This is a genomic window from Streptomyces sp. NPDC091376, assembly GCF_044757085.1.
Lineage (GTDB): Bacteria > Actinomycetota > Actinomycetes > Streptomycetales > Streptomycetaceae > Streptomyces > Streptomyces pratisoli.
The window spans coordinates 26550-38301 of the sequence record NZ_JBIVUF010000032.1 but is presented as its reverse complement, the minus strand read 5'-3'; the positions used below and the strand labels follow the sequence as shown (position 1 = coordinate 38301).

At 70.7% G+C, this 11752-nt stretch carries 10 protein-coding genes; 6 read left to right on the top strand and 4 right to left on the bottom strand.

What is annotated here, in order from left to right; genetic code table 11:
• From ACIQMR_RS36395 to sbnB, 3 genes are all read left to right on the top strand, one after another.
• Window positions 1-1516, top strand: a 1516-nt coding sequence (locus ACIQMR_RS36395; RefSeq protein ID WP_401396942.1) for an AMP-binding protein, incomplete at its 5' end; no start/stop codon positions are given.
• Between the two features lie 51 nt (window positions 1517-1567).
• Window positions 1568-2578, top strand: coding sequence for a TauD/TfdA family dioxygenase (locus tag ACIQMR_RS36390; protein WP_401396939.1), 1011 nt, complete (start codon window positions 1568-1570; stop codon window positions 2576-2578).
• A 115-nt stretch (window positions 2579-2693) separates the two neighbouring features.
• Window positions 2694-3728: a 2,3-diaminopropionate biosynthesis protein SbnB gene (sbnB, locus tag ACIQMR_RS36385; protein WP_401396936.1), complete on the top strand. Its 1035-nt coding sequence runs from the start codon at window positions 2694-2696 to the stop codon at window positions 3726-3728.
• A 132-nt stretch (window positions 3729-3860) separates the two neighbouring features.
• Here sbnB and ACIQMR_RS36380 read toward each other — a convergent pair whose 3' ends face one another.
• Window positions 3861-5177 carry an LCP family protein gene (locus ACIQMR_RS36380; RefSeq protein ID WP_401396933.1) on the bottom strand — a complete coding sequence of 439 codons (1317 nt, stop codon included), beginning with the start codon at window positions 5175-5177 and terminating at the stop codon, window positions 3861-3863.
• 36 nt (window positions 5178-5213) lie between these two features.
• Between ACIQMR_RS36380 and ACIQMR_RS36375 the strand changes: the two genes are divergently transcribed.
• Entirely contained in the window at window positions 5214-5354 is a 141-nt protein-coding gene (locus ACIQMR_RS36375) for a hypothetical protein (protein ID WP_401396930.1), read from the top strand.
• A 22-nt stretch (window positions 5355-5376) separates the two neighbouring features.
• Here the strand turns inward: ACIQMR_RS36375 and ACIQMR_RS36370 are convergent, their stop codons facing one another.
• The 3 genes from ACIQMR_RS36370 to ACIQMR_RS36360 form a co-directional block, all read right to left on the bottom strand.
• A complete protein-coding gene (locus ACIQMR_RS36370) occupies window positions 5377-6351 on the bottom strand; it encodes an SDR family oxidoreductase (RefSeq protein ID WP_401396927.1) in 975 nt (324 codons plus the stop codon).
• Window positions 6352-6596: 245 nt separating this feature from the next.
• Window positions 6597-7451, bottom strand: coding sequence for an acyl-CoA thioesterase (locus tag ACIQMR_RS36365; RefSeq protein WP_401396924.1), 855 nt, complete (start codon window positions 7449-7451; stop codon window positions 6597-6599).
• Window positions 7452-7690: 239 nt separating this feature from the next.
• Window positions 7691-8377 (bottom strand): TetR/AcrR family transcriptional regulator, encoded by a 687-nt coding sequence (locus tag ACIQMR_RS36360; protein ID WP_401396921.1) that lies wholly within the window; start codon window positions 8375-8377, stop codon window positions 7691-7693.
• 113 nt (window positions 8378-8490) lie between these two features.
• Here ACIQMR_RS36360 and ACIQMR_RS36355 point away from each other — a divergent pair, with 113 nt between their 5' ends.
• Together ACIQMR_RS36355 and ACIQMR_RS36350 are read left to right on the top strand one after the other, a co-directional pair.
• Window positions 8491-10230 (top strand): FAD-binding oxidoreductase, encoded by a 1740-nt coding sequence (locus tag ACIQMR_RS36355; protein WP_401396918.1) that lies wholly within the window; start codon window positions 8491-8493, stop codon window positions 10228-10230.
• 521 nt (window positions 10231-10751) lie between these two features.
• Complete coding sequence (locus ACIQMR_RS36350; RefSeq protein WP_401396915.1) at window positions 10752-11543, top strand: hypothetical protein; 792 nt, start codon at window positions 10752-10754, stop codon at window positions 11541-11543.
• Window positions 11544-11752: the final 209 nt, after the last annotated feature.

Below are 11752 nucleotides of genomic sequence, written 5' to 3'. Positions count from 1 at the left end.
GTCTTTGGACGAGGCGCTGGTGTCGCTGGGGGGTGTTCAGCGGCTGCTGGTGGACGATGCGTGGGCCGAGGAGCATGCCGGGGACGATCTGGATCTGCCGGTGGATGCGGGTCAGTTGGCGTACATCTACTTCACGTCCGGCTCGACGGGTGAGCCGAAGGGGGCGATGTGTGAGCACGCGGGGCTGATGAACCATCTGTTCGCGAAGATCGATGATCTGCGGATCGGTGAGGACAGTGTGGTGGCGCAGGTGGCGCCGCAGTGTTTCGACATCTCGTTGTGGCAGTTGGTGTCCGCGCTGGTGGTGGGTGGGCGGACGGTGCTGGTGGAGCAGGACGCGGTGCTGGATGTGGGCCGGTTCCTTCAGACGGTGAGTGCGGGTGGGGTGACGGTGCTGCAGGTGGTGCCCTCCTATCTGGAGGCGTTGCTGGCGGGGCTGGAGCAGCAGCCGCGGGCGCTGGAGCGGTTGCGGTGTGTGTCGGTGACGGGTGAGGCGTTGAAGCGGGAGCTGGCCGAGCGGTGGTTCGCCGCCCGTCCGGGTGTCGCGCTGGTGAACGCCTACGGCCTGACGGAAACCTGTGACGACACCAATCACGAGGTGATGCACACGGCGCCGGAGCGGGTCCTGCTGGGACCCCCGGTGAGCAACGTGCATGTGTATGTGGTCGATGACGATCTGGTGCCGGTGCCGTTGGGCGCGCCGGGTGAGATCGTGTTCTCCGGGGTGTGTGTGGGGCGGGGTTATGTGAACGATCCCGAGCGCACCGCGCGGGCGTTCGTGCCTGATCCGCATCGCGTGGGTGAGCGGTTGTACCGCAGTGGGGACCGCGGGCGCTGGCACCCTTCGGGGAAGCTGGAGTTCCTGGGCCGCCGCGACACGCAGGTGAAGATCCGCGGGTTCCGGATCGAGATCGGCGAGATCGAGAACACGCTCCTGAAGGTGCCCGGGGTGCGCGACGGCGCGGTCGTGGTCACCGACACCGGTGCCGGCGGGCAGCTGGCCGCCTTCTACACCGCCCACGCCCCGCTCGACAGCCGGACTCTGCACGAGCACCTGGCCGCGACCCTGCCCGGGTACATGGTTCCCGCGGTCTTCCACTGGCAGCAGGCCCTGCCCCTGACCCCGAACGGCAAGACCGACAAGAAGACACTCACCCAGCTCGCCACCGACCTCGCCGCCCCTGCCGCCGCCGAAGCGACAGGGCGCGAGGCGCCGGCCACCGCGACCGAACAGCGGCTCGCCGCCGCCTGGGCGAACGTCCTCGGCATCAAGCAGGACCAGATCGGCCGGCAGGACCACTTCTTCGACCGCGGCGGCACCTCCCTGTCCGCCGTGAAACTCGCCATCGCCCTCGACCGCCAGATCACCCTCAAAGACGTCACCCGCCACCCCGTCCTCGCCGACCTCGCCACCCAACTCGACAGCGGAACCCCGCCTCCCGCGGCCGACTCTCCGACAGATTCGGCGACAGGTTCGGCGACCGGTTCTGCGACCGAACTGACTCCCGCTCCCTGACGGACCGCACCGTCCGTCAGAGACACCACACCACGAAAAGGATCGTCAATCATGTCGTCGTCCCCGAACTCCGCGGCCCTCCCCGGCGCCACATCGCGGCCCGGCGCCGTTGCGCTACTTGACACCGAAACCCCTGCCGATGCGGCGCGTTGGGCGGCCGAGCAGCGTGAGGCGCTGCGTGCCGTCGTCGCCGAGCGTGGTGCGGTGCTGGTCCGCGGCCTGAACCTGAGCGATGCCGATCAGGTGGGCGGTGTCTTCCGGCAGCTGGCCGGCGGCGACCTGATGAGCGAACGCGAGGCCTTCGCCCCCCGCCAGACCTACGCCGACGGCGTGTACTCCTCCACCACCTGGCCCGCCAACCAGCCCATGTGCATGCACCACGAACTCAGCTACACCCTCGAGTTCCCCGGCCTGATGATGTTCGCCTGCCTCAGCGCCCCCACCCACATGGGCGCCACCGCCGTCGCCGACGCACCCACCGTGCTCCAGGCCCTGCCCCCGGAACTGGTCAAACGATTCGAACAGGAAGGCTGGCTCCTCACCCGCAGCTACAACGACGAGATCGGCGCCTCCTTCGCCGAAGCCTTCGGCACCGACGACAAAGCCATCATCGAGAACTACTGCCGCATCAACGCCATCGACTTCGCCTGGCAGAGCGACGGCACCCTGCGCACCCGCCAGCGCCGCAGCGCCATCGTCCGCCACCCCGTCACCGGCGAGCGCTGCTGGTTCAACCAGATCGCCTTCCTCAACCAGTGGACCCTCGCCGAAGAGGTCCGCGAGTACCTCGTCGACGTCTACGGCGAGGACGGCCTGCCCTTCAACACCCGCTACGGCGACGGCGACCCCATCGGCGAGGACGTCGTCCAGCTCCTCAACCAGACCTACGAGGCCCACACCGCCCGCGAACCCTGGCAGGCCGGCGACCTCATGCTCGTCGACAACATCCGCACGGCCCACAGCCGAGAGCCCTACGAAGGCACACGCGAAGTCCTCGTCGGCCTCGCCGAACCCGTACGACTCACCGACTGCTCACCCACCATCGAGGTGAGCGACCAATGACCCCCATCCGGACCCAATCGACCCAACCGACCGAACCGAACCCCGGCCCCCTCCGATGACCGCCATCCGTTCCGCGATGACCACCAGCCGCTCCACTCCACCACGGGAGTTGTCCATGTCGCAGCCGTCCGCCGTGCCGCCGTTCGCGGTGATCCCCGGTGCCCAGGTCCAGCATGCCCTCAAGGGCCGGGAGAAGCAGATCGTCGAACTCGTCGAAGCCACCTACCGGTTGCATGCGGCAGGTGATTCGGTGAACCCGCCGTCGTACTTCCTGCGGTTCCCCGACCGCCCGACCGCCCGCATCATCGCGCTTCCGGCCTCGATCGGCGGTCAGGTCCGCGTGGACGGCCTGAAGTGGATCTCCAGCTTCCCCACGAACGTCGCGGCGGGCATTCCGCGGGCCTCGGCCGTGCTGATCCTCAACGACCACGACACGGGCTATCCGTTCGCCTGCCTGGAGAGCTCCATCATCAGCGCCACCAGGACCGCGGCGATGGCGGCCCTGGCGGCGGACCGGCTCAGCCGCGGACGGCAGCGGCCGGCGCGGATCGGGTTCTTCGGTACGGGCCTGATCGCCCGCTACATCCACACGTTCCTGGCGGGCACCGGCTGGTCGTTCGACGAGATCGGCGTCCATGACGTGTCCGCCGACAGCGCGGCCGGCTTCAGAGGCTATCTGCAGCAGACGCCCGTCACCGGCCGCATCACCGTCCACGACGACCCGCAGGACCTGATCCGCTCCAGCGACCTGGTGGTCTTCGCCACCATCGCCGCCGAACCCCACGTCAGCGACCCGGCCTGGTTCGACCACCATCCGCTGGTGCTGCACGTCTCCCTGCGCGACCTCGCCCCCGAGATCATTCTCGCATCCGCGAACGTCGTGGACGACGTCGAGCACTGCCTCAAGGCCGACACCTCACCCCATCTGGCCGAACAGCTCACCGGCGGCCGCGACTTCCTCACCGGCACCCTCGACGACGTGATGTCCGGCAGGGCGGCACTGCCCGCCGACCGGCCGGTGGTGTTCTCGCCCTTCGGCCTCGGCGTGCTCGACCTGGCGGTGGGCAAGTACGTCTACGACCAGATGGACGGCTCCGGCGAACTGCACGTCATCGACGACTTCTTCCACGAACTGCGCCGCTACGGCTGACCGGCCGCCCCTCGCCGATCCGCCCCACTGTCGACTTGTCCGGCCGGGCCAGGCCCGGCCGGATACCGGACGGACCGTGGGTACGCACTCACGTCGGCGGAGCCGGGGCGACCGTGGTGGCTGTGCGGGAGTTCATCGCCGCGGCGTGACGCAGTGGAGGTGGTTTGCGGCGACCGGTGCGCCTTCTGCGATGTTGCGGTCGTAGGTGACGGTCCTGACCGTGACGGGCTCGGAGCCGACGGCGACGTCGAAGGCGGAGTTCCCGGTGCCTGCCCGCAGATGTGATCCGGGCAGGGCGGCGGCCAGTGTGGAGGCATCCGCTTCGCGTCCCGCGGGATAGGTGATGACGGGCGGTCCGGCGGGCCGTACCGACGGCGCGGATGCCGAGGTGTCGCTCACGGCGAACCGGCTGCGTCGCAGGGCCTTGGCGACGGTGGTGTCGTCGACGCGCACTGTGATGGTGGCGGGGTCGGTCTCGGCGCGGGTGTCGGGCACGGGTGTGATGCGGGTGTCACCGGTGATCGGGCGGTCGGCGCGCAGGGCGTTCCACAGGGCCCGGGAGCGGGCCGGGTGCCACAGGAGGGTGGATCCCACGCCGGGCACGCGATGGTCGAAGTCGGCGATCGGGACGGTGGTGAACTCCATCCGGGCGGCCGGAAGCCGGCCCAGTGTCCGGCCGATGCGGACGAGGTCGTCAAGGCCTGTCCGTTCGTCTGTGCGGACGGACTTGAGCAGTTGGCCGGCCGTGTGCGCCGCGCTGACGGGATCGGCCAGGGCGCCCTGGCCGGTCAGCCGGTCCAGCATGCCGGCGAGCAGGCGCTGCTGGCGGCGGACCCGGCCGAGGTCTCCCGGGCGGTTGATGTGCCGTGCCCGGGCGTAGCGCAGGGCTCCATTGCCATCGAGAAGGTGGGTTCCCGCGGCGATGTCGAGGCCGGAGTTGTCGTCCTTGAGGGCCTTGTCCGTGCAGACGGTCGCACCGCCCAGATGGTTGACGGCCTGTTCGAAGCCGGAGAAGTCGGTCTCCAGGTAGTGGTCGACGTGAAGGCCCGTGACCTTCTCGACAGTCCGCACGGTCAGGGGCCCGCGGCCGGTCTTGAACGCGCCGTTGATCTTGCCTCGGCGTGGTGGCGTCGTGCTGCCGTCGGGCTTGGCGTACTCGACGTAACTGTCCCGGGGGAGAGAGACGATGCTGGCGCGCCGCTGGTCCTGCGACAGGTGTACGAGCATCATCACGTCGGTGCAGTCGCATCCCTCGCCGCCCACGTGGAGGCGCCGCTTCTCGGCGGCGGACAGCCCGGCGCGGCTGTCGATCCCGACGAGGAGGATGTTCGTGCCGTGGCTGCTGTCCTGGCCCGCTGTTCCCTTGAGGGCGGGAACGGCCTGGGGGCCCGCCCAGGGCCAGGACACCAGGCCGGCGAGCAGGGCCAGGCCGATCGTAAGACGACGCATCACAAACCCCACATAGCCCGCTCAACGGATAGAGGGGTGAGGCTATCGATCGTGGAGGAGCGGGAGCTGTCCCACGCGCCGTGGATGGGGCATCCCGCTGTCATGGTCACCCGCCTTGTCCAGTGCGGGTCCCGCATCCCGCTGGTGGTGGCGAAGGTGTACCGGCGCCGGCTGTGATGGTGCGCGCCGGAGGAGTGCGTCAGCGGAAGTCGTCCGGGCTCGCGGCGCTTCCGCCTTCGCCGGTCTCCTCGTTGAATCGCCAGATGTCGGGTCGGGAGCCGTCGAGATCGGTGAACCCGTACACCCGGGCGAGACGGCCGGAGCTGACGGAGGCGCCGTTCCACCGAGCCCGGTCCGTATCGCAGGCCAGTGCGGCGACGGCGCGTCCGACGTAGCGAGGGGACTCGGAAAGGGCGAAGTCCGGTGGCGCGGTGGGGCGGCCACCGGCGCGGCCGGGGGCCAGGGCGTCGCGCCAGTTCTCCTCGCACACGCCGTAGTTCTCGAGCATCATCTCCGAGCGGAGCCAGCCCGGTGTGAGGGCGACGGCGGAGGCCGCGTGCGGACTCAGCTCGTGGCCCTGGGAGAAGGCGAGCCGGTTCACGGCGGTCTTGGCGAGGTCGTAGAAGACCGAGATCCGGTACCGCGACGCGTTGTGGTCGGCGGTGCCGTCCGTCACCTCCACGAGCAGCCCGCCCGGCTTCTCGATGAGCAGGGGGAGCAGATGATGCGAGGTGATGAGATGGCTGTCGATGGCGTGCCGGAGCATCCGGAGTCCGTCGTCGAGGTCGAGCTCCCAAAGGGGGGTGTTCCATTGCGGCGGGCCGCCTTTGAGCAGTCCGCCGCCCCAGAGGTCGTTCACAAGTACGTCGATATGGCCATGGTCGCGGCGGACACGTTCGGCCAGTGCTCGGACCTGAGCGGGGTCGAGATGGTCGACGGGGACGGCGATGCCCGTGCCGCCCAGTCGTGTGACGAGGTCGGCGGTCTCCTCGATCGTCTCGGCCCGGTGGTAGTCGGACGGGATCCTCTTGGTGCTACTGGTGCGCCCGGTGCAGATGACGGTCGCGCCGGCTTCACCCAAGGCGGCGGCGATTCCGCGTCCGGCTCCTCGCGTGGCTCCCGCGACGACGGCAACGCGGCCGCGCAGCGCCTCTCGGTCCGGTGACCAGTCCATGACCCAAGTCTGCCGTGCGGAGTGTTCGGCGAGCCTCCGGCGGGTTCGTCCGGACGAGTGGCTGGCCGGGAACGAGGGGCCGTTGCCGCCGCCACGGCGCCTGGCTTGTTGCCGTCGCCGTACTGCTGCGTCATGCCGGTTCGGCCACGGGCGGCAGGGAGTGCGGTCAGAGATCCGGCCCCACCCACCGCGTCACCGTCGGCCTGTTCCTGAAGCCGCCGGCGCGTCGGGTCGCCGCGGTCGGGTCACTGCGAGCGCTCGGCCGAAAGTCCGTCGCGGACGGTGCGTGCCTGACGGGCGAGAGCGAGCAGCCGGCCGTCACCGGACCAGATGGCGCTGTCGTCGATGACCCAGCCGCCGCCGGCGTGTTCGGTGCGGATCCGGACGAGGGCCCAGCCGTCCGACGGGCCCGCGTCCAGGGCATCGGTGAAGTGCACGGTCAGCTCGGCCGTCGGTACCGGGCGCGCCTCGGTCCACAGGGCGAACAACGCGGGTGGCAGGGCGTCGGCGAGGACGACCGTCGTCTCGGCGTCCAGCGGCCGGTGGTCGGCAAAGCGCATCCACGCCAGGAGTTCCGCCTGCTGTCCACCGCCGAGCGGCCGCGCACCGGTGGCGGGGCGGATCTCCAGGCGGGCGGCGAAGGCCGCCAGGGAATTCGGGAGGGTGAGCACAGGGCACGCCTCGGGGTGCGGTACGTCGGGTGCGGGGATCCCGTCGTACACAGGGCCGTGCCCGGTCCGTCCGAACACGGCCGAGCCGGTCAGCGCCGGGACACCGTCCTGGACGGCGGTGACCGAGGACATGGATGTGCGGCTGCCCTCTCGCAGGGCGAAGGCCGAGAAGTGCAGCGGACGTTCGTCCACGGGGGCCAGGAAGTGCGCACTGAGCGCACGGACCGGGAGCTCCCCCTGTGCGCGTGCGGCGCGCTCGTCGCGCATGGCGGTAAGGGCGAGAGCGGCGACGTATCCGCCCTGGGCCCCGTTCCACGACCACCAGGACCGGTCGACGTGGACGGTGCTGCCGTCCTCCGCTCCTGAGGGAGTGGCGGCAGTCGGTTCGGCGCCCCGGGCACTGACGATGTCTGCGGCTGAGCTGAGCATTCCGTCCCCCTCGGAGGTGGGTTCGCATTCCCAACCCACCTTAACCAGCAGGGTTGGAAAATCCAACCGACTGCTGAGTGCTCACGCACGGCGGCGCGTGCGGTACGGGCGGTCTGCGCGTCAGGACAGTCGGCTGAAGCAGGCCGAAGCCGAAGCCGAAGGGCGAGGTCAGGGCGGTCTGGGCCGTCAGGGTGCCGGGTGTGCCTTGTGGGCGGCTGAGTGTGCCGGGTGCGCCGTCGTCAGGGCGTCAGCAGGGCCTGGCGGGCGGCGGTGAGGAGCCACTCCTCGGCCTGCGCGTGGGACCAGCCGTTGTCGTCGACGAGGGTGAAGAAGCCCTGGTATCCGAAGTAGAACCACAGGATGTCCAGGGCCCGCTCGACGTCGATGCCGCTCTGCAGCGCGCCGAGTTCCGCAAGGCGCCGGGCGGCCACCCTGGTGCCGTCGCGATAGCGCCCCGTGGCCAGGGCGAGACCCTCCGCGGCCGCCGCGTCGTGGGGGGCCGTGGCCAGCACGACCCGCATGATGTCCCCGTAGTCCTCGCGCATCCGCCGTGTCAGGGTCGCGACGATGCGCAGGATCTCCGCCGGGTCGCCGGCCTCCTCCAGCTGCCGCCGGGCCGTCTCGACCTCGGGTGCGGCGGACCACCGGTCGACCAGGATCCGCAGCAGGCCCTGCTTGCCGCCGATGACGTACACGGTCGCCGGCGAGACCCGGGCGGCGACGGCGATGTCGTCGACCTTCGTGGCGAAGTAGCCGCGCTCGCTGAACAGCCGGCGTGCCTCGTCGATGACGGCGCGGCGCGTCGCTTCCGCGTACTCCGCCCGCCGGCTGGGCCGCTCACTGTTCCGCCCCTCGCCGGTCGCGCCGGGCCCACCGGTCGTGCTGCGGGTGCCGGGGGTGGATGTGCGCTCGCTTCGAGGACTCATGCTCCGAGTGTACCGATCTCTACTGAGAGCAGTTTGCCTCTGAGGACACGAGGAGTACTCTCGTCACTAGAGCTAGGCTCTGGTCAAGGGGGGTTCTCCCGAGGGGCTGCATCATGACGGCAGAAGCCACGACCAACAGCACGACCACGACCGCGACCATGAGTGCCGCGTGTGAGCTGGCCGCCGAGATCGGGCCGGGCCCGGTCGCGACGTCCGGTCCGGCCTACGAGGCAACCCGCCGTATCTGGAACGGTGCCGTGCACACCCGGCCCGCCCTCGTCGTCCACGCACGCACCCGAAGCGACGTTCAGGCCGCGGTGCGCGCGGCCCGGCGGCACGGCCTGCCGCTGTCGGTACGCGCCGGCGGTCACGACATCCCCGGACGCGGCGTACGCGAGGACGCGCTGGTGATCGACGTGACCCGTATGGGGCAGGTCACCGTCGACCCGGCCACGCGTGTGGCCACCATCGGCGGGGGCACCACAGTCGCCGGTCTCGTCGCCGCGCTGGCCCCGCACGGGCTGAATGCCGTCACCGGCACGGTCGGCGGCGTCGGCATGACGGGCCTGACCCTCGCGGGCGGGTACGGCCCGCTGAACGGCCGCCACGGTCTGGCGCTGGACAACCTGCTCGGTGCCGACGTCGTCCTGGCCGACGGCCGGGCGGTACGCGTGGACGAGGAGCGCGACCCCGAACTCTTCTGGGCCCTTCGCGGCGGTGGCGGGAACTTCGGCGTCGTGACATCCATGCGCCTACGCCTGCACCCCCACGACGGTCTGCTCGCCGGCCTGATCGGCTATCCCTGGGCACAGGCCGGGAAGGTGCTGGAACGGCTCGGCCAGGTCCTGGCCGAAGCCCCCGACGCACTCACCGTGCAGACCGCCTTCCTCGCCGGCCCCGACGGAGTGCCGACGCTGTTCCTGATGCCGACATGGAACGCCGCGACCAGCACGGGCGAGCCGCACCTGGGCGCACTGCAGCGACTCGGCACTCCGGCCTTTGCACAGGTCGGCCCGACCTCCCAGGAAGAACTGCTGCACCGAGGCGACGCCCAGGGCGAGTTCACCGGCCGGCACGTCACCGCGCGCACGCGCTCGGTCGCCGCCCTCACGCCCAGGGTCGTCGAGGCCTTCATCGCGGCGGGGGACTCGGTCACCAGTACGGCATCGGGCGTGCTGCTGCACCACTTCCACGGCGCCGCGGCCCGGGTGGCCCCCGAGAGCACCGCGTTCGGCATCCGGCAGGACCACTTCATGGTCGAGATCGTCGCGGCGTGGGAACCGGCAGACGCCGGGCCGCATCATGCGTGGGCGGACTCGGTCGTTGGCTCGCTGGCGCCCCACGCGCTGCCCGGCGGCTATCCCAACATGCTTGGTCCCCGTCAGGACGACGAGATCGCCCACGCCTACGGCCCGAACACGCCACGACTCCTGGCCGCCAAGGCCCGGTTCGACCCCGACGGCACCTTCACGGCCACACCCCTGCCGCCCGCCGCACGGGCCGGATCCGGGACGGACCACGGCAAGCCTCACTGCGCCCAGCACGCCCAGCACGCCCAGCACGCCCACCGCGTCCTTGGCTGCGCGGCTCCCCGGTCCTCCGACGCGTGCTGCTGCGGTACGTGCCGCTGGCCGCCTGCCGCAAGACCGGACGGCTCAGAAGTCGAACGTGGCGTTGCCGAAGGCGATGAAGAACGAGGCGATGCCGAGGATCCACAGGGCGATCGCGCCCAGCATGACGCCCGTGGTCGTGGCGACAGCGGTGCGGCGTCCCAGTACCGTCGCCCCGGTCCAGCCGCACGCGGCACCGGCCATCGGCACGCCGACGATCAGCATGGCGGCGCGCTCAAGTGACTTCCTGGTTTCGTGGTTGGCGCTCCAGTCCGTGGCGCTCTTGTGCTGGAGCGCGTCGTCGGCGGCGTACCACAACCCGGCCAGCAGAGGGAGCAGGAGAACGGCCGTCAGGACAAGGAAAGTGATGACCGTGCGTCGCGTTCGCCGGGCCGTCTCCGCAGCGGAATCCGTCATGTGGGCATCTTGCTCGGGTGCCGCGGCGCGCACCATCCGTACGCGTACTCAGTCGGTGCGCCGGAGGTCGGCAGGGACCGGAATGCCCACTCAAGCCCGGGCCGAGGCAGTTTCCTGCTTGCGCCATGCCCCACCCAGCGCTGCGGCGAGGGGATTCACGACCAGGCAGCGGACAGTGAGGACGATATGGCGGCATGGCCTCTGTGATGCGAGCCGGACGGGTGGCACCATAGCCGGACAGACCACCACAGTGGCCGCTCGCCATGGCCGCTTCGACTCCTACCGGGGGACACCCATTGAACATCCGGCTCCCACTCCGGCACTTCGTCGCAGCGGCCGTGGCGGGCATGGTGCTCACAGCCTGCGGCAGCTCCGGCGGGTCCCCGAGCGCATCGGGAACACCGGCCACCGCGCCGGAGACGCCCACCACGCCCCCGTCCACGGCCGCCAGCCCAGCCACCCCGGCCACCCCCGCCACCCCGGCCACGCCCGCTACTCCGGCTACGCCCGCTACTCCGGCCACGCCACCGCTCGGCTCCTGGAGCCTCAAGCCACTGTGGCCGTTCACCACGCCCGCCCAAGCCGAGGCATGGGAGCGCGCCTACCGCTCCAGCGGCCACCAGCCCTGGCATCTCGACCCCGGCCAGACCGCACTGTCCTTCACCCGCAACTACCTGGGCTTCAAGGAGATCGACCGCATCTCCTCGCGCGCGGTCAGCGGCAGGCACGCCCGCATCGGCGTCGCACCGACCGGGTCAGAGGGCGGCACCGCAGCGGTGATCCACCTCGTGCGCTACGGCACAGGAACGGACGCCCCGTGGGAGGTCGTAGGCACCGACGACACCACGTTCTCCCTGACCACACCCGCATACGGGGCACTCGTGCGCTCCCCGATGGTCACCGGCGGCCGGATCACCGGAGTGGACGAGAGCATCCGCGTCCAGGTGTTCCAGCCGTCGTCCGCAAAGCCGCTGGGAACCTCGCCGTGCTGTACCTCGGCGGGCGGCGACAAACAGCCCTGGAAGGTGACGGTGCCCTTCTCCGGCGCACGCGACGCCGTGCTGACGGTGGTCGCATCCACCGGCGGGCACGTCGCCGAGGTCGAGCGCTTCACCGTCACGGCCGTACGCGTCAACTGACGCGTCAACCGACGCATCACGTCCGCCACGACGAGCCCGACGCGGGTCGCGCGCTCGCCCTGACTGATCGCCCCCACCCGGACCCCGGTACTCGCCAGACGCTCGAAGTCGGCACACAGGCAGTGCAACACGGCCTCCGTGCCGCAGCCCGGGGCGCCGTACGGATGACCGGCCCGCAACGGTTGCCCTGGAACGCGCGTGGCACCACC